Origin of the sequence: Pseudomonas sp. NBRC 111140 (genome assembly GCF_001320885.1) — a bacterium.
GTDB lineage: Bacteria > Pseudomonadota > Gammaproteobacteria > Pseudomonadales > Pseudomonadaceae > Aquipseudomonas > Aquipseudomonas putida_P.
Genome location: NZ_BCBQ01000108.1, coordinates 1 through 18161 on the forward strand (window position 1 = coordinate 1; position 18161 = coordinate 18161).

General features: G+C 63.1%; 17 protein-coding genes. 5 read left to right on the forward strand and 12 right to left on the reverse strand.

Features of this window, described 5'->3' with window-relative positions:
• The 4 genes from guaA to APH42_RS25110 form a co-directional block, all read right to left on the reverse strand.
• On the reverse strand, positions 1 to 460 hold a 460-nt coding region (guaA, locus tag APH42_RS25095), incomplete at its 3' end, for a glutamine-hydrolyzing GMP synthase (protein WP_156352899.1).
• A 78-nt stretch (positions 461 to 538) separates the two neighbouring features.
• On the reverse strand, positions 539 to 2008 hold the full coding sequence (gene guaB, locus APH42_RS25100; protein WP_012270723.1) for an IMP dehydrogenase: 1470 nt from the start codon (positions 2006 to 2008) through the stop codon (positions 539 to 541).
• Positions 2009 to 2094: 86 nt separating this feature from the next.
• Positions 2095 to 2652, reverse strand: coding sequence for a hypothetical protein (locus APH42_RS25105; RefSeq protein ID WP_012270722.1), 558 nt, complete (start codon positions 2650 to 2652; stop codon positions 2095 to 2097).
• A gap of 47 nt (positions 2653 to 2699) precedes the next feature.
• Complete coding sequence (locus tag APH42_RS25110; RefSeq protein WP_012270721.1) at positions 2700 to 3455, reverse strand: sulfite exporter TauE/SafE family protein; 756 nt, start codon at positions 3453 to 3455, stop codon at positions 2700 to 2702.
• Positions 3456 to 3552: 97 nt separating this feature from the next.
• On the opposite strand from APH42_RS25110, the gene APH42_RS25115 reads away from it, so the two are divergent.
• The 4 genes from APH42_RS25115 to leuA all read left to right on the forward strand — a co-directional run bounded on the left by APH42_RS25115 (position 3553) and on the right by leuA (position 8774).
• Positions 3553 to 4431 carry a LysR family transcriptional regulator gene (locus APH42_RS25115; protein WP_060494476.1) on the forward strand — a complete coding sequence of 293 codons (879 nt, stop codon included), beginning with the start codon at positions 3553 to 3555 and terminating at the stop codon, positions 4429 to 4431.
• 86 nt (positions 4432 to 4517) lie between these two features.
• The gene (gene xseA, locus APH42_RS25120; RefSeq protein WP_060494477.1) at positions 4518 to 5897 is read left to right on the forward strand and encodes an exodeoxyribonuclease VII large subunit; all 1380 of its coding nucleotides are present in this window, start codon (positions 4518 to 4520) and stop codon (positions 5895 to 5897) included.
• A gap of 3 nt (positions 5898 to 5900) precedes the next feature.
• A complete protein-coding gene (locus APH42_RS25125) occupies positions 5901 to 6728 on the forward strand; it encodes a M23 family metallopeptidase (protein WP_060494478.1) in 828 nt (275 codons plus the stop codon).
• Between the two features lie 372 nt (positions 6729 to 7100).
• Positions 7101 to 8774: a 2-isopropylmalate synthase gene (gene leuA, locus APH42_RS25130; protein ID WP_012270717.1), complete on the forward strand. Its 1674-nt coding sequence runs from the start codon at positions 7101 to 7103 to the stop codon at positions 8772 to 8774.
• A 155-nt stretch (positions 8775 to 8929) separates the two neighbouring features.
• Here leuA and APH42_RS25135 read toward each other — a convergent pair whose 3' ends face one another.
• The 3 genes from APH42_RS25135 to zwf are packed head-to-tail and all read right to left on the reverse strand — an operon-like array spanning position 8930 to position 11797.
• Positions 8930 to 9610 (reverse strand): bifunctional 4-hydroxy-2-oxoglutarate aldolase/2-dehydro-3-deoxy-phosphogluconate aldolase, encoded by a 681-nt coding sequence (locus APH42_RS25135; protein ID WP_012270716.1) that lies wholly within the window; start codon positions 9608 to 9610, stop codon positions 8930 to 8932.
• A 17-nt stretch (positions 9611 to 9627) separates the two neighbouring features.
• Positions 9628 to 10341 (reverse strand): 6-phosphogluconolactonase, encoded by a 714-nt coding sequence (gene pgl, locus APH42_RS25140; RefSeq protein WP_060494479.1) that lies wholly within the window; start codon positions 10339 to 10341, stop codon positions 9628 to 9630.
• Positions 10328 to 11797 (reverse strand): glucose-6-phosphate dehydrogenase, encoded by a 1470-nt coding sequence (gene zwf, locus APH42_RS25145; protein ID WP_012270714.1) that lies wholly within the window; start codon positions 11795 to 11797, stop codon positions 10328 to 10330. The genes pgl and zwf overlap by 14 nt, the downstream gene beginning before the upstream one ends.
• Positions 11798 to 12008: 211 nt before the next feature.
• On the opposite strand from zwf, the gene hexR reads away from it, so the two are divergent.
• The gene (gene hexR, locus APH42_RS25150) at positions 12009 to 12872 is read left to right on the forward strand and encodes a DNA-binding transcriptional regulator HexR (RefSeq protein ID WP_169725179.1); all 864 of its coding nucleotides are present in this window, start codon (positions 12009 to 12011) and stop codon (positions 12870 to 12872) included.
• On the opposite strand, the gene APH42_RS25155 is transcribed toward hexR, so the two are convergent.
• The 5 genes from APH42_RS25155 to APH42_RS25175 all read right to left on the reverse strand — a co-directional run bounded on the left by APH42_RS25155 (position 12865) and on the right by APH42_RS25175 (position 18126).
• Positions 12865 to 13719, reverse strand: a complete 855-nt coding sequence (locus APH42_RS25155) for a D-hexose-6-phosphate mutarotase (RefSeq protein ID WP_060494480.1) — start codon at positions 13717 to 13719, stop codon at positions 12865 to 12867. The genes hexR and APH42_RS25155 overlap by 8 nt on opposite strands.
• Before the next feature lie 117 nt (positions 13720 to 13836).
• On the reverse strand, positions 13837 to 15180 hold the full coding sequence (locus APH42_RS25160) for a carbohydrate porin (protein ID WP_060494481.1): 1344 nt from the start codon (positions 15178 to 15180) through the stop codon (positions 13837 to 13839).
• Positions 15181 to 15221: 41 nt separating this feature from the next.
• Positions 15222 to 16376, reverse strand: coding sequence for an ABC transporter ATP-binding protein (locus APH42_RS25165; RefSeq protein ID WP_060494482.1), 1155 nt, complete (start codon positions 16374 to 16376; stop codon positions 15222 to 15224).
• A gap of 3 nt (positions 16377 to 16379) precedes the next feature.
• Complete coding sequence (locus tag APH42_RS25170) at positions 16380 to 17225, reverse strand: carbohydrate ABC transporter permease (RefSeq protein WP_012270709.1); 846 nt, start codon at positions 17223 to 17225, stop codon at positions 16380 to 16382.
• Entirely contained in the window at positions 17218 to 18126 is a 909-nt protein-coding gene (locus APH42_RS25175) for a carbohydrate ABC transporter permease (RefSeq protein ID WP_012270708.1), read from the reverse strand. Before APH42_RS25175 ends, APH42_RS25170 begins: the two co-directional genes overlap by 8 nt.
• Positions 18127 to 18161: the final 35 nt, after the last annotated feature.

The window sequence follows — 18161 nt, forward strand, 5'->3', positions numbered from 1 at the left end:
AGTTGCCCGGCATCTGGGTGACCTTGTCGCCGTGGCTCATCCACACGTCCAGGCCCAGCACGCCGTCGTCGTCAACGTGGTCTTCGATGCCGTCGAGCAGGCGGCTCTTGCCGACCACGTCCACGCGGGCATAACCGAACTCACGCAGGTCGGAACCTTCGACCTTGCCGCCCATTTGCTCGGCCATGGTCTGCATGCCGTAGCAGATGCCCAGCACGGGTACGTTCAGGTCGAACACGGCCTGCGGCGCGCGCGGGCTGTTGGCTTCGTGAACCGACTCGGGGCCGCCGGCGAGGATGATGCCGCGCGGGTTGAATTCGCGGATCGCTTCATCGTCCATGTCGAACGGGTGCAGTTCGCAGTACACGCCGATTTCGCGCACACGGCGGGCGATCAGCTGGGTGTACTGGGAACCGAAATCGAGGATCAGGATGCGGTGAGCGTGAATGTCGAGGGCCATGACTCAATCTCGTCAGTGGAAATCGGAAACGACGCGGGGCTGTCGTGACAGCCCCGCTTTAGGTTGTAGCTGGAAGCCTCAGCCTACGCGGTAGTTAGGGGCTTCTTTGGTGATCTGCACGTCATGCACGTGCGACTCGGCCATGCCGGCACCGGTGATGCGCACGAATTCCGGCTTGGTGCGCATCTCTTCGATGGTTGCGCTGCCGGTGTAGCCCATGGACGAACGCAGGCCGCCCATCAGCTGGTGGATGATCGCGGCCAGGGCGCCTTTGTAAGGAACGCGGCCTTCGATCCCCTCAGGAACAAGCTTCTCGGCGCCGGCCGAGGAGTCCTGGAAGTAACGGTCGGACGACCCTTGCGCCTGTGCCATGGCACCCAGCGAGCCCATGCCGCGGTAGGCCTTGTAGGAACGGCCCTGGAACAGTTCGACTTCGCCTGGTGCCTCTTCGGTACCGGCGAACATCGAACCCATCATCACGCAGGAAGCACCGGCAACGATGGCCTTGGACAGGTCACCGGAGAAGCGGATGCCGCCGTCGGCGATCAATGGCACGCCAGTGCCTTCCAGTGCGGCTGCGACGTTGGCGATGGCGCTGATTTGCGGCACGCCGACACCGGCAACGATACGGGTGGTGCAGATGGAGCCCGGGCCGATACCGACCTTGACGGCATCAGCGCCCGCTTCGGCCAGGGCCTTGGCAGCAGCGCCAGTGGCGATGTTGCCGCCGATCACCTGCACTTGCGGGTAGGTTTCTTTCACCCAGCGCACGCGGTCGATCACGCCTTTGGAGTGGCCGTGGGCGGTGTCGACCACCACCACGTCAACGCCTGCGGCTACCAGGGCAGCAACACGCTCGCCGGTGTCCTTGCCGGTGCCGACGGCGGCGCCGACACGCAGGCGACCTTGGTCGTCCTTGCTGGCCAGCGGGTAGGCCTTGGCCTTTTCGATGTCCTTGACGGTCATCATGCCCTTGAGGTTGAACTTGTCGTCAACGATCAGGACTTTTTCCAGGCGGTGCTTGTGCAGCAGCTCACGGACTTCGTTCTTGTCGGCGCCTTCGCGGACAGTGACCAGACGCTCTTTGGGCGTCATCACGTCGCGGACCTTGGCGTCCAGGCGGGTTTCGAAGCGTACGTCACGGGAGGTGACGATGCCGACCAGGTCGCCATTCGCCAGTACCGGAACGCCGGAGATGTTGTTCAGGCGGGTCAGGTCGAACAGGTCGCGCACGGTGGCGTCGGCCTCGATGGTGATCGGGTCCTTGACCACGCCAGCCTCGAACTTCTTGACCTTGCGTACTTCGCCGGCCTGCTGTTCGATGGTCATGTTCTTGTGGATGATGCCGATGCCGCCTTCCTGGGCCATGGCAATGGCCAGACGCGCTTCGGTCACGGTATCCATGGCGGCGGAAACCAGCGGAATGTTCAGCTCGATGCCACGGGTCAAACGGGTCTTGAGACTGACTTCATTAGGCAGTACCTCGGAATAACCAGGTACAAGGAGGATATCGTCGAAGGTCAGGGCTTCTTGGCTGATACGCAGCATCGCGGGGGCTCCCGGGCGGGAAAAATGGAAGCGCGCCATTATACTCATGCACGGCGCGCCGCTCAATGCAAAATAAGGGCCTTCGGTCAGCCTTGTGGCAGTTTTACCTGTACCACGGCCACCGGCTGGTCGAGCCAGTCGGCGAAGCTGTCGAGAAAGGCCTGGGTGAACCCGGCCTCGCCCCAGTTGTTGAAGATGAACCCCAGGTTGGAAAAGGCACATGGCTGCAGGTAAATGAAGCCATTGATGTCATCTTCGAAGCCGCACAGCGGGCACGTGAAGTTATCGCTCACTCCCGGCATCCACTCTTCCAGGCTTTCGAACAGCGGCTCGCCCACCTCGCGCCGGCACTCCGGGCAACCGGCTTCTTCGAGGAAGCCCTCGGTGGGGGTATAGATGCAGCGCTTGAGCATCACTTCCAGGCCGTTGGCCTGCGCGCCGAAAGGCAGTTTTTCCGGGTGCAGGGCCACCTTGCGCGCCCCGGCCGCCAGGGCATGGCCCATGCGGTTGCCGGTGCGGCCACAGGTGGTCAGCTGTTCCTCGACCACCTTTTCGCGCACCAGCCAACGCAGGATGGCGCGGGCACGGGCTTCGTGCACCGGGACAGTAGACAGTTTGGGAACGATGATGCTCTGGGTGTTCATGAACGGGTCAAGCCTGAAAGACTGCGGTAATGGCGCAATTCTACCGCTCAGGCGCTCAGGTAGCGACCGATCAACGCCAGGCCGCTGGCTAGCACCAACCAGGTGACCAGGCGCACGAAAGCTTCACGGGACAGCCGATTGGTCAACCTGCGCCCCACCCAGAGCCCGACGAACATCACTGGCAGCAAGCAGGCGGCGAGCAGCAGCAGGCTTTGGTCAGCATAAACGCCGGCAATCAGGAACAGCGTCAAGCGCACTACCGTGCTGCAACTGATGAGCGCGCTTTGGGTGGCACGCACCTGCTCTTTGACTTCCAGCCGCGCGCTCAGGTAAAGGGCGTAAAGAAACCCGCCGCTACCGAACAAGGCCCCGAACAACCCGCCTGCCGTCCCCATCGGCACCGCCCACAAGCCCGACAGACTGGCCGGCCGCACTTTGACTGCCAGCCCGTACAGCGCATAGGCGGTCACGAACACCCCCATCAACAGCAACAAGAGGTCGGACTTCAACTGCAGCAGGAACACCACGCCCAACGTGCAACCCAGGGCCATGAACGGCAGCAGCCGCAGCAACTCGCCGCGCACTACATCCCGGCGCGACGGCAGCAGGTTGCCGAAGGCGGCGACGAAGTCCAGCAACACCAGCAGCGGGATGATGCGAGACAAAGGCATGAAGTGGATCAACACCGGGCCGGCCACCAGCGCGGTGCCAAAGCCGGCGATGCCGAAGACGATGTAGGCAACACCGACACCCAGCAGAATGGGTAGCCAATCAAGGCCGGAAAACGACAATTGAGCAAGCATGGCGGCAGTTCCTGGGAAGACAGGCAAAGGTTAGCCAGCGATGAGTCATGCCGACTAATATGCCTTTATCGCCACAACCATCTCGAAAAGGCATGACATGACGTCGATCCGCCAGTTGCGTTACTTCGTGGAAATCGCCGAATGCGGCAGCTTCAGCGGTGCCGCCGAGCGGTTGTACATCGCCCAGTCGGCACTGAGCCGGCAGATCACGGCGTTGGAACAGCAACTGGGCACGCCGCTGTTCGAGCGCACCGCGCGCCTGCCACGCCTGACACTGGCCGGGCAGGCATTTCTGGAGCGGGCCCGCCGCTTGCTGGCCGACCTGGCACAGGCCGAGCGGGTTACCCGCGACATCGGCGACGGGCTGAAAGGCAGCCTGCGCCTGAACCATTCCAGCACCGTACCGGTGACAGGCCCGTTGCTGGGTCGCCTGGGCAACTACCTGAAGGACAACCCCGGGGTTTCACTGGAGATTGCACAGCAATCGTCGGAGGCACAGCTGGAAGATATTGCTGGCGGGCGGTTGGATATCGGCCTGCTGCGTTTGCCGGTGCTGCGCCAGCATAAAGGTGTGGTGCTGCATGAACTGTTCCGCGAGCCCTTGCTGCTGGCGGTCGCCGCTGGGCATCCCTTGGCCAACGCCCAGCAAGTTCAGTTGGAGCGACTGCGGGAAGAACGCTTCATTTCCATCCCGCACCGAGATCGCGGCGGCTTGAGCTATCTGTCGGCCTCGTTGTGCATGGACGCTGGCTTCTTCCCGCAGGCGGCGCAGGTGTTGTCACGCAAGACGACGCAGTTGCAGCTGATTCAAGCGGGGTTTGGGGTGGCGCTGTTGCCAGCGTGCATGCGCGAAATCGCGCCGGCGTCGGTCAGCTTCGTGGCGCTGGAGGGTGACTGCCAGAGCACAGTGGCGCTGGCCTGTCGACGCGATGCGGGGCAGATGGTGCGGCAGTTCGTAACGACGATGCAGGCTTGAAGCTGCGACCGCGACAGGTCCGACCACAGATGCGGTGACAGGGCCGGGACAGACAACCGGGGCTGATGTCCTTTATGATGCCTGCCATGATCAAAGACCCCTTCGAACGACTCGGCCTGGACCGCGAGGTCCTTACCGTCAGCCAACTCAATGGCCGCGCCCGCGTGCTGCTGGAAGACGTGTTCCGCAGCGTCTGGGTGGAAGGCGAAATCTCCAACCTCGCCCGCCCGGCGTCCGGCCACATGTACTTCACCCTCAAGGACAGTGGCGCCCAGGTGCGTTGTGCGTTGTTCCGACAGAACGCCACACGGGTGCGCCAAGCCCTGCGCGACGGCCTGGCGGTGCGGGTGCGCGGCAAGGTTTCGCTGTTCGAGGGGCGTGGCGACTACCAGCTGATTCTCGACACCGTCGAGCCGGCCGGCGATGGTGCCTTGCGGCTGGCCTTCGAGGCGCTGAAGGAAAAGCTCGGTGCCGAGGGGCTGTTCAACACCGAACGCAAGAAGCCGCTGCCAGCCCACCCGCAACGCATCGGCATCATCACCTCGCCCACGGGCGCTGTGATCCGCGACATCATCAGCGTGTTCGGCCGCCGCGCCCCGCAGGTGGAACTGAACCTGATTCCTACGGCAGTACAAGGCCGCGAAGCCATCGCGCAGATCGTGCGCGCCATTCGCCTGGCCGACAGCCTTGGCTTCGATGCACTGATCCTGGCCCGTGGTGGCGGCTCGCTGGAGGACCTGTGGTGCTTCAACGAAGAAGCCGTGGCGCGTGCCGTGGCCGCCTGCGTCACCCCGATAGTCAGCGCCGTGGGCCATGAAACCGACGTATCGATCAGCGACTTCGTCGCCGACATGCGCGCGCCCACCCCGTCTGCCGCCGCCGAGCTGCTGGCCCCCGACAACAGCGGCCTGCAGCAACGCCTGGATGGCCTGCAGCGGCGCCTGCTGCTGCGCATGCAGAACCGCCTGACCCACGACCGCCTGCGCCTGGAGTCACTGACCCGGCGCCTGCGCCACCCAGGCGAGCGCTTGCGTCAGCAGGCACAGCGCCTGGACGACCTGGACATGCGCCTGCGTCGCGCCTTCATGCTCAACCTCAACCAGCGCCGCGAACGCCTGGCGCGCCTGGACACCCGCCTGGCCGCGCAGCACCCGGGGCGTAACCTGAAGCTGTTGAAACAACGCCTGGACAGCCTGGCCGAGCGCCTGCCACGGGCCATGCGCGATGTGTTGAAAGACCGTCGCCAACGCTTCCAGGCCCAACTGCAAACCCTGCAGGTGGTCAGCCCGCTGGCCACCCTCGCCCGCGGCTACAGCATCCTGCTGGACGACCAGGGCCAGGCCATTCGCAGCGCCGAACAAACCCGCAATGGCCAGCGCCTCACCGCCCGCCTGAACGAAGGCGAGCTGCTGGTGCGGGTCGAAGACAACCACCAGACCCCGGTCACCCTCTCACTACTGGACTGACACATGCCCCGCCTGTTCGCGCCCCTGCTTGCCCTTTCCCTGCTGCTGCTGGCTGGCGGCGCCCAGGCCAGCTACATCACCCGCACCCTGAACAAACCGGTCCCGGGCGGCGTGGCAGTGGTCGACCTGGGCCCCGCCGCCAGCGCGCCCAGTGCCCGTTTCGACGGCAAGCCGGTGCTGGTGGTGAAGGAACAGGACAACTGGCTGGCCATCGTCGGCATCCCGCTGACCCAGAAGCCCGGCACCGCAATGCTGAACCAAGGCGGGCGCTCCCTGCCTTTCAGCGTCGGCAGTAAAAAGTACCCTGAGCAGCGCATTACCCTGAAGAACACCCGCCAGGTCAACCCGAACCCGGCCGACCTCAAGCGCATCGACCGCGAGCTGGCCGAGCAGATCAAGGCCTACCGCAGCTTCAGCCCGAACCTGCCGAGTAACCTGATCCTCGACAAGCCGGTCAACGGCCCGCTGTCGAGCAAGTTCGGCGTGCGCCGTTTCTTCAACGGTGAAGAACGCAACCCGCATGCCGGGCTGGACTTCGCGGTGCCTGCGGGCACGCCGATCAAGACCCCGGCCAATGGCAAGGTGATCCTGGTGGGGGATTACTTCTTCAATGGCCGCACGGTATTCGTCGACCATGGGCAGGGCTTTATCAGCATGTTCTGCCACATGTCGAAGATCGACGTGCAGGTGGGGCAGCAACTGCGCCGGGGCGAGGTGGTCGGGCGCGTAGGTTCGACCGGACGGGCAACCGGGCCGCACATGCACTGGAACGTCAGCCTGAATGATGCGCGGGTGGACCCGGCGATTTTCATTGGCGCGTTCCAACCCTGAGACCTGTGCCAGCCCTATCGCGGGTTTACCCGCGATAGGGCTGGCACAGGTCTGCAGCAAAACCTCTGGGTTGCGCCTTCGAAAAATACTACGCAAGCATCCAGAAGCACTTAACAAAATCCAGCTATAAAATCTCGCCAAGCAGCTTTTTTTAAGCATTTCTCTCAATTTTCCCCGAACACTTGCCATCCCCCACCCCACTGGTTAAGTTTGAAGGCATGAAAACCTTCAGCACCCTCATCCTGCTCCGACAACATCGCAGCCTCTGCCTGGTCAGCGCCCGACTACCAGGCTGAATCGCGTCGCCTCGCCTCCTCATCTCGTTATTGCTCGGCAGGCCCGATCTCGGCCGCACACAAAAGGATTGCTTCCATGACCATGCTCAAAGACCCTTCGAAGAAGTACCGCGCTTTCCCGACCATCGACCTGCCTGACCGCACCTGGCCGTCGAAGACCATCACCGAAGCACCTATCTGGTGCAGCTCCGACCTGCGTGATGGCAACCAGTCGCTGATCGAGCCGATGGATTCGGAGAAGAAACTGCGCTTCTGGAAGACCTTGGTGCAGGTGGGCGTGAAGGAAATCGAAGCCTCGTTCCCGTCTGCCTCGCAGACCGATTTCGACTTCGTGCGCACCCTGATCCAGGACGGCCACATCCCGGACGACACCACCATCCAGGTGCTCACCCAAGCCCGTGAAGACCTGATCGCCCGCACCTTCGAGTCGCTGCGCGGTGCCAAGAAAGCCATCGTCCACCTGTACAACGCCACCAGCCCGTCGTTCCGCCGCATCGTCTTCAATCAGGACAAACAAGGCGTGAAGGACATCGCGGTGAACGCGGCCAAGCTGTTCGTCAAATACGCTGCCCAGCAGCCAGAAACCCACTGGACCTTCCAGTACTCGCCAGAAACCTTCAGCGCCACCGAAATGGAATTCGCCAAGGAAGTCTGCGACGCGGTCATCGAGGTGTGGAACCCAACACCTGAACACAAGATCATCCTCAACCTGCCGGCCACCGTGGAAGTGTCCACGCCAAACATCTACGCCGACCAGATCGAGTGGTTCTGCCGCAACGTCAGCCGCCGCGACAGCGTGATCATCAGCCTGCACTGCCACAACGACCGTGGCACCGGCATCGCAGCCACCGAGCTGGGCCTGATGGCCGGTGCCGACCGCGCCGAAGGCTGCCTGTTCGGCAACGGCGAGCGTACCGGTAACGTCGACCTGGTGACCTTGGCACTGAACCTCTACACCCAGGGCATCGACCCGCAGCTGGACTTCTCCGACATCGACGGCGTGCGCAAGGTGGTCGAAGAGTGCAACCAGCTGCCAGTGCACCCTCGCCACCCGTATGTTGGCGACCTGGTCCACACCGCGTTCTCCGGCTCGCACCAGGATGCCATCCGCAAGGGCTTCGCCAAGCAGCAGGAAGGCGAACGGTGGGAAGTGCCGTACCTGCCGATCGACCCGGCCGACATCGGCCGCAGCTACGAGGCGGTGATTCGCGTCAACAGCCAGTCGGGCAAAGGCGGCATCACCTACCTGCTCGAACAGGAATATGGCATCAGCCTGCCGCGCCGCATGCAAATCGAGTTCAGCCAAGTGGTGCAAGGTGAAACCGACCGCCTTGGCCTGGAAATGACCGCCCAGCAAATCTACAGCCTGCTGCACAAGGAATACCTCCAGGCCAACGCGCCATACGCATTGGTCAGCCATCGCCTGCAGGAAGAAAACGGCCACAGCGCCGTGGAAGTGGAAGTGGCCGGTGAAGGCGAAACCACCCTGCACTGGCGCGGCAAGGGCAATGGCGCCCTGGAAGCACTGGTGGCTGGCTTGCCGATTGCCGTGGAGATCATGGACTACAACGAGCACGCCATTGGTGCGGGCACCAATGCCAAGGCAGCGGCCTACATTGAACTGCGCGTGGCCGGTGGCCGCCCGGTACATGGCGTAGGCATCGATGAAAACATCACCACCGCCAGCTTCAAGGCACTGTTCAGCGCGCTGAACCGCTCGCTGAGCCAGCAGGAGGCCAAGGCGGCCTGAGCCCTACGGCAAGCATGAGAAAGCCCGCATCGTTTGATGCGGGCTTTTTTATTGCCTGTGCCCGCGAAAGGGCCAGCACAGGCACTGCAAAAAAACCGGACAAAAAAAAGGGGCGCCGACCAAGCGCCCCATAAGCCGTAAAGCACACAACAAATTCAGTTGGCGTCCAGCAGCGCCATCGCCTCCGCACTGCACGCCTCAATCCGCGCCCAGTCGCCGTTCTTGATCCAGCTGCTGTCGAGCATCCAGGTGCCACCCACGCACATCACATTGGGCAGTGCCATGTAGTTGCGCACATTGGCCGGGTTCACGCCGCCCGTGGGGCAGAAGCGAATATCACCGAACGGGCCGCCAAAGGCCTTGATTGCCGCCACACCGCCGCTGATTTCCGCCGGGAACAACTTGAAGCGACGGTAGCCCAGGGCGTAACCCATCATGATTTCGGATGGCGTGCTGATGCCTGGCAGCAGCGGAATTTCACTGTCCACGCCCGCTTGCAGAATGTCCTGGGTAATGCCCGGTGTAACGACGAACTGCGCGCCGGCAGCCTCGACGGCGGCGAACATACTGCGATCAAGCACGGTGCCGGCGCCTACGCACAACTCCGGGCGCTGTTCACGCAGCACCTGGATGGCCTTCAGGCCATGCTGCGAGCGCAGGGTCACTTCCAGGGTACGGATGCCGCCAGCGGCCAGGGCATCAGCCAGCGGCAGGATGTCTTCCTCACGGGCGATGGTGATGACCGGCAGGATGCGCGCCTTTTCGCAAATGGCGTCGATCCGCGCGGCTTTATCAGCCATCGAGAGCTTGGGCTGTGGGCGTTCGAGGGTGGTCATGACTGTGGATCCTTGGCTCATGGGCACCAGTAGATGTCCAGGGGGTCGTGAAGAAAAGCGCGAATCGGCATTTCAGTAAGGTCGTTGCCAGCCAGCGCGGCGCGCAGGGTAGCGAGTTTGCCCTGGCCTTGCACGGACAGCGCGATAAAGCCAGCACTGGCCAGCAGCGAGCGGGTCATCGACAGGCGCTGGTGCGGCACGCTCGGCGCCAGCAAGGGCAGGCAGCGGCGCGGGCTGGCCAAGTCCAGGCCTGCCTCCAGGTTGGGGCTGGCCGGAAACAGCGAGGCGGTATGGCCATCGTCACCCATGCCCAGCACCAGCACGTCGATTGGCGGTAGCGCGACCAAGCCCTGGTCGGCCTTGAGCGCAGCGGCATCGAGGTTTTCCGCCTGCTGGTACAGGCCAACGAAGCGGGCCTTGGCCGCCGCGCCCTTCAACAGGTGGCGGGCCAACAGGCCAGCATTGCTGTCAGCATGCTCCACCGGTACCCAGCGCTCGTCGGCCAGGCTGACGGTGACCTTGGCCCAGTCCAGGTTTTCGCTGGCCAGGTTCTCCAGGAACGGCACCGGGCTGCGGCCACCGGACAGCACCACGCAGGCTTGGCCCTTGGCGGCAATGGCCGCGCGCAGCCGTTCGGCCACGTCGTGCGCCAGGGTTGCAGCCAGTGCCTTGGCGTCCGCCAGGCTATGTGCCTTCACGGCCGCTGGCAGTTTCAGTTCAGATATCCCCATACCACGCCCTCCCATCGCGTGTGATCAGTGCAATCGAGCTCATCGGCCCCCAGGAGCCCGCAGCGTAAGGCTTGGGCGCATCGCCCGCGTTACGCCAGCCGGCGATCAACTGGTCGCACCACTTCCAGGCATACTCGATTTCGTCCTTGCGCACGAACAGGTTCTGGTTGCCGCGCATCACTTCGAGCAAAAGCCGCTCGTAGGCATCCGGAATTCTTGCGCTGCGCCAGGTGTCGGAAAAATTCAATTGCAAAGGGCCACTGCGCAGTTGCATGCCCTTGTCCAGGCCTTGCTCCTTGGTCATCACCCGTAAAGAAATGCCTTCGTCCGGTTGCAGGCGGATGATCAGCTTGTTACCGATCTGCAAACGCTGCTCCGGGGCGAAGATGTAGTGCGGCGTTTCCTTGAAGTGGATGACGATCTGCGACAGCTTCTGCGGCATGCGCTTGCCGGTTCGCAGGTAGAACGGCACACCCGACCAGCGCCAGTTGCGGATGTCGGCGCGCAGGGCAACGAACGTTTCGGTGTCGCTCTGGGCGTTGGCGTTGTCTTCTTCCAGGTAACCAGGCACCGGTTTGCCTTCGCTGTAGCCGGCAATGTACTGGCCGCGTACCACACGGGTGCTCAGGCCGTCGCCGGTGATCGGTGCCAGGGCCTTGAGCACTTTCACCTTTTCGTCGCGAATGGCATCGGCGGACAGCTCGCTGGGCGGGTCCATGGCGATCAGGCACAGCAGCTGCAGCAGGTGGTTCTGAATCATGTCGCGCAGCTGGCCGGCCTTGTCGAAATAACCCCAACGGCCTTCGATACCGACCTTTTCCGCGACGGTTATCTCCACGTGGGAGATGGAATTCTGGTTCCACTGGGTTTCGAACAGGCTGTTGGCGAAGCGCAGGGCAATGAGGTTTTGCACGGTCTCTTTGCCCAGGTAGTGGTCGATGCGGTAGACCCGGTTTTCAGGGAAGAAGCGCGCCACGGCATCGTTGACCCGGCGCGACGACTCAAGGTCGTGGCCGATGGGCTTTTCCAGTACCACGCGCGTGCGCGGGGCCAACCCGACCTTGTCGAGGTTTTCGCAAATGGCCCCGTACACCACTGCCGCGGTGGCGAAGTAAGCGATCAACGGCTGCTCGCCGGGCAGTTGCTCGGCCAGGGCCTGGTAGCCCTCGGGCTGAAGGAAGTCCAGGTGCTGATAGCTCAGCCGGGCAAGGAAGCGCCCCAGCGAAGCAGGCTCGATATCGGCTTCGGGCACATGCCGGCGCAAGTGCGCCTCGATGGTGTCCAGATGCACCTGCGCACTGCCGGCCTCGCGGGCCAAGGCCAGCAGGCGGGTGTCCGGATGCAGCAAGTTGGCCCGGTCGAGCTGGTAGAGCGCAGGAAACAGCTTGCGCAATGCCAGGTCGCCGAGGGCGCCAAACAGGGCAAAGGTGCAAGGTTCGACACTGATCGCAGCCATGATGTTGGTTCTTTCCTAAAGTTGGTCTAGGAATACCGCTTTCACATACGGTTTTCAAGGGATAATGTAGTAAAAACCACAACATTACACACAAGTATTACAGACAAGTGGTACGCCAACCGCACCGACAGTACGATAGACGACCGTGCAAAAAGCCTGCTGCTTGCGCAGCCGGCTGTCTTCCCGACCCAAGGACACACCCATGGACCGCGTGCGAAACCTCCTGGAACAGATCCAGGGACGCCTCGACGAGCTGAACAAGGCCGAACGCAAAGTCGCCGAAGTCATCTTGCTCAACCCGCAACAAGCCACTCGTTTCAGCATCGCTGCTCTGGCCCAGGCGGCCAAGGTCAGCGAACCGACCGTCAACCGCTTCTGCCGCTCGTTTGGCGTCAGCGGCTACCCGGAACTCAAGCTGCAACTGGCGCAGAGCCTGGCCAGCGGCGCCGCCTATGTCAGCCGCGCGGTAGAAGCCGACGATGACCCGGCAGCCTACACCCAGAAGATCTTCGCCAGTGCCATCGCCTCGCTCGACGGCGCTTGCCAGCAACTGGACCCGCAGCAGGTCAGCCGTGCGGTGGACATGATGATCCAGGCCCGACAGATCCACTTCTTCGGCCTAGGCGCCTCGGCCCCGGTGGCCCTGGATGCGCAGCACAAGTTCTTTCGCTTCAACCTGGCGGTGTCAGCCCATGCCGACGTGCTGATGCAGCGCATGCTGGCCTCGGTGGCGCACACCGGCGACCTGTTCGTGATCATTTCCTACACCGGGCGCACCCGCGAACTGGTCGAAGTGGCGCGCCTGGCACGCGAAAACGGCGCCTCGGTGCTGGGCCTGACCGCCGCAGGCTCGCCACTGGCCAATGCCTGCAGCCTGAGCCTGCACATCCCACTGCCGGAAGACACCGACATCTACATGCCGATGACCTCGCGGATCATCCAGCTGACCGTGCTCGATGTGCTGGCCACCGGCATGACCCTGCGCCGCGGCGTGGACTTCCAGCCGCACCTGCGCAAGATCAAGGAAAGCCTCAACGCCAGCCGCTACCCGATCGAGGACGACGAACTCAACTGAGCCGGTGCGCCTGCAAGCGCAAGTGCGCACGCTGGCCCGGCGCCAGGCTCAGGCCCTCGCCGCTGCCGCTGGCGGCCTCGACACAAACGAAACGCTGGCTCTCGCGCCCACTCACGCCCATCAGCGGGCGGTTGCCGGGGTGCCAGACCACGGTGTCGTCGCTGTCACCCGTGTCGATGCACAGCTCGCGCTGCCACGCCGGGTCCTGCAGCTGCACCCGAGGCGTGCTCGGGTAGACCTTCTGGCAGCCGCCCTTGAGCTTCAGCGCACCCTCCTCACGGCAGGCCTGGCGGTTGAGGCGGTCGTAGCCTTCGATATCCTCTAGCCCAGACAGCGCTATCTCGGACACGTCACTGATGCGCCAATAGGCCAGCAGCGCATGGCTCAACTGGCACGGTTCGCTGTCTTGATGCTCGGTGCTCAGGCTCAGTTCCATGCGGCTGCCCAGGCGAGCATGCAGGTCGACCTGCCAGTCGCACAGGTCCAGCCGCCATTTCAGGCTCACGCCTTCCTCGTCCTCGCGGCTGTCCACCAGCTTCCAATCCAGCAGGCGTGCCCAACCGTGGGCCGGCCACAGGTCTTCGCTGGGGTGGCGGCCATACCACGGCCAGCACACCGGCACCCCACCCCGAATCGCCCCTACCTGCGGCCACTGCTCGGCGCACCACAGCCACGGCCGCTCACCGGCCGGTTGAAAGTGCAGCAACTGCGCACCCTGGCGGCTGAATACTGCCTGGCAACGGGGATGATCGATGATCAGCACATCGCGCTGCTGGTAACGCTCCCACTCGAATGTCGGCCTTGGCCGCTGCGAGGAAAAGAAGCGATGGAGCGGATGTTCGGGCATGGTTCAGAGCTCTTGTTGTTTGAGATAGCGCTGTCTCGGCCTATTCCCGACAACCACTGCAGGCCAGTGGGTGCCGGGAACCGAAAATGGATTGGCGTAAATTTACAACAAATGCCCTCAGAATGACGACTGAATCTTCAAACCTGCGACCAGCGCGTTGTCCACCTGGTCTACCCCGCCGGGGCTTTTGATGTACTGCAGGTTGGGCCGCACGGTGAGCCAGTTGGTGACGTGGAAGCCGTAATAGAGCTCGGCGTTGTACTCGGTGCGCTGCAGCGGCACGAAGCCTGGGTTGTCGTAATCGTTGATGCCACTCTGGGCGTTCAGCAGTTCAGCGCGCTTTTTCACGTCGTCATTTACATGAATACGCGCCACGCCAAAGCCGATGTCATCCTTGGGCCGGGCGTCGAAGGCGCCTTTGTAGACCAGCCCCACCTGCTGGTAGTTGTCGACCACGTTGGTGGCCTTGTCGTGCACGGTGAAGTTGGCGAACAGGCTCAGGCCACGGTTGACGTCGCCACCGTGAGCGGTGACTTGCTGCTGCGCCACCACCCACCAGCCGTGCTTGCTGGAATGCGACTTGAAGGCCTCGCCGCTGAGCGCCTGCGGGTTGCCGTTGACGTCGTCAAACACATCGTCGGCCTTGGCCGTGCTGTAGTAGTAGCCCAGGCGGTACTCACCAGGCAGGCCGTTGACCTTGGGTGACCACACCGCTTCCACCGGCAAGATCGCCCCCTTGGTACCACTGCCGCTGAGCTTGAAGCCGTTGCCGGCTTCCAGGTTGGAAGGGTTCTGCTCGAAAGCGCCGACCTGCACGAAGAATTCCGGGGTGATGTTGTATTTCACCCGCAGCGCCCACTGGCTGACCGGCCAGTTGTACCAGATGCCGCCGACCCAGTTGCCCACCTGCGAGCCACAGAAGGCCAGGTTCTGGAAATCGCAAGGGAAGCTGTTGAAGTCCTCGCCCTCGCCGAAGCGGCCGAATTTGACGTCCAGTGCGCCGTCGAAGTACTTCTGCTTGACCCACATCTGCGTCAAGCGCCAGGTCTGACCACGACCCCACACCTCCTGCACCGAGCTGAACTGCCCAGCGCGTGGGTCGCTGATGCGGTCATTGGACAGGTTGCGGCCGCTGCGCTCGGTGATCGCCAGCTTGAACTCGGCATCGTGCCAGCCAAGTATTTTCTGCAAGTCCAGGTGCGCGCCGAGGGCGAACTGGTCGCTGTAGCGGGCGGTCTTGTCGTCGTTGTAGCCGCCGTGCAGGTTGCCGGCTACCTCGCCGACATAGTCGAGGGTGAAGTCGTAGCCCTTTTCCAGCAGCTCGGTACGGGTGCCGCCCCAGTCGCCAGTCATCCATTTCGACTCACTGGAAAAAGCCTCGGCAGCCTGCACGCCGCCGCTGCCGACAACGGCGAGCAAGGCCAGCGAGCCCAATGTGCTGATGCGTTTGCGCTGTTCCATCCCTTTGCGTCCTCTTTTTTCTTATTGATGGTGTAGACGATTCAACGGCCTTTGAAGTGAGCCACGTTGTCCTTTGCGGTTGCCCCAGTGCTGGCCAGGTGCACGCGTTCGCCGCTTTCGGCGTCGAACAGCAGCACCCGAGCCGGGTCGAATTGCAGGTTCAGGGTGTCACCCACCCGGCACGCCACATCCGGCGCCAGGCGGCAGCACACCTTGGTCTGGTTGAGGGTGACGAACACCAACAGGTCCGGCCCGGTGGGCTCGGTAACCTGCACCTCGGCGCGAATGCCCGGCAGGCCATTGCCCTCTGCGGTGCCCAGGGCGATCTGCTCAGGGCGGATACCCAGAATGATCTCGCGACCGTCCAGCTCGTCGGCAGCCAACCCCAACGGCAGCTCGCAACGTGCCTGGCCACTGTCGAGCAGCGCCAGCACGCGGCCATCCTGCTTGGCCAGGCGCACCGGTATGAAGTTCATTGGCGGCGAACCAATGAAGCTGGCGACGAACTGGTTGGCCGGGTCGTTGTAGATCTGCTGCGGGGTACCGAACTGCTGGATGATGCCGTCCTTCATCACCGCCACCTTGTCGCCCAGGGTCATGGCCTCGATCTGGTCATGGGTGACGTAGACGGTCGTGGTCTTCAGGCGCTGGTGCATCAGCTTCATTTCGGTGCGCATCTCGACCCGCAGCTTGGCGTCGAGGTTGGACAAAGGTTCATCGAACAGGTAGATCTTCGGCCGCCGCGCCAGCGCCCGCCCCATGGCCACACGCTGCTGCTGGCCACCGGACAACTGCGCCGGCTTGCGCGCCAGCAGGTGCTCGATCTGCAGCAGCTTGGCCACCCGCGCCACTTCCTCGTCGATGGCGGCCTGGGGCAGCTTGCGGATTTTCAGACCAAACTCGATGTTCTCGCGCACGCTCATGGTCGGGTACAGCGCATAGGACTGGAACACCATGGCGATGTCGCGGTCCTTGGGGCTCATGCCACTGACGTCCTGCTCGTCGATGAGGATCACGCCACCGGTGATCTGCTCAAGGCCGGCGATGCAGTTCATCAAGGTGGACTTGCCGCAGCCCGAAGGGCCGACCAGGATCAGGAATTCGCCGTCCCTGATCGACAGCTGGATGTCCTTGAGGGTGTCCGGCAGGCCGCTGCCGTAAGTCTTGTTCACATTGCGAAGTTCGAGCGTTGCCATGGCTTACCCCTTGACCGCGCCGGCTGTCAGCCCGCGCACGAAATATTTGCCTGCCACCACGTAGACCAGCAGGGTTGGCAGGCCGGCGATCATCGCTGCCGCCATGTCTACGTTGTATTCCTTGGCCCCGGTGCTGGTGTTGACCAGGTTGTTCAGGGCCACGGTGATCGGTTGCGAGTCGCCACTGGAGAACACCACGCCGAACAGGAAGTCGTTCCAGATCTGGGTGAACTGCCAGATCAAGCAAACCATGATGATCGGCGTCGACATGGGCAGGATGATGCGGCGGAAGATGGTGAAGAACCCAGCACCGTCCAAGCGCGCGGCCTTGACCAGCGCATCGGGAATGCTCACGTAGAAGTTGCGAAAGAACAGCGTGGTGAAGGCCAGGCCGTAGACCACGTGCACCAACACCAGGCCGCTGGTGGTGCTGGCCAGGCCGAGCTTGCCGAGGGTGAACGAGGCTGGCAGCAGCACGGTCTGGAACGGCAGGAAGCAGCCGAACAGCAGCAGGCCGAAAAACAGCTGCGAGCCACGAAAACGCCACATCGACAGCACATAGCCGTTCAGCGCACCGATGATGGTGGAGATCAGCACCGCTGGCACGGTGATCATGATCGAATTCCAGAAGTAACCGCTGACCGTGCCCCAGGCCTTGACCCAGCCAATGCCGGTAATCACCGCGGGCCAACTCAGCAGGTTGCCGGTACTGATGTCTTCGGGGGTCTTGAAGCTGGTCAGCAGCATCACCACCAGCGGCACCAGGTACAGCACCACAGCGATCAGCAACACCGCGTGTATGGCAATGCGGCTCAGGCTGAGCGCTGGTTTGTCGACAGGGCTATGCATGGCGTTTGCTCCGCAGCTCCGAATACAGGTAAGGCACGAGGATCGCCAGGATCGCCCCGAGCATCAGGATGGCGCTGGCCGACCCCATGCCCATCTGGCCGCGGCTGAAGGTGAACGAGTACATGAACATCGCCGGCAGGTCGGACGAGTAACCCGGGCCACCGGCCGTCATTGCCGCCACCAAGTCGAAACTCTTGATGGCAATGTGCGAAAGGATCATCAGTGCACTGAAAAACACCGGGCGCAGGCTAGGCAGCACCACGGTCCAGTAGATGCGCGGCAGGCTGGCGCCATCCATTTGCGCTGCGCGGATGATCGACGGGTCGACCCCGCGCAGGCCGGCAAGGAACATCGCCATGATGAAGCCCGAGGCCTGCCACACGGCCGCGATCACCAGGCAGTACACCACCCGGTCAGGGTCGATCAGCCAGTCCAGGCGAAAGCCCTCCCAGCCCCAGTCGCGCAGTAGCTTGTCCAGGCCCATGCCGGGGTTGAGCAACCACTTCCAGGCGGTGCCAGTCACGATCATGGACAGTGCCATGGGGTACAGGTAAAGGGTGCGGATAAAACCCTCGCGGCGTATGCGCTGGTCCAGCAGCACCGCCAGCAGCACGCCGATAACCAAGCTGATGGCAATGAACAGGCCGCCAAACACCAGCAGGTTCTTGCTTGCCACCCACCAGCGGTCGTTGTCGAACAGCCGGGCGTATTGGGCAAGGCCTGCCCATTTGTAGGTGGGCAGGAAGGTCGAGGTGGTGAAGGACAGCACGAACGTCCAGAGGATGTAGCCGTAGAAGCCCACCAGGACGATGAACATGCTGGGCGCCAGCACCAGCTTGGGCAGCCAGCGCTGAAGCGCGTCCAGGGGCGAGGCCCGCAGTTGGGCGGTAGTTGTTGTCATGGTTCACCTCAAAGGCGCCGCACTCCCTGTAGGAG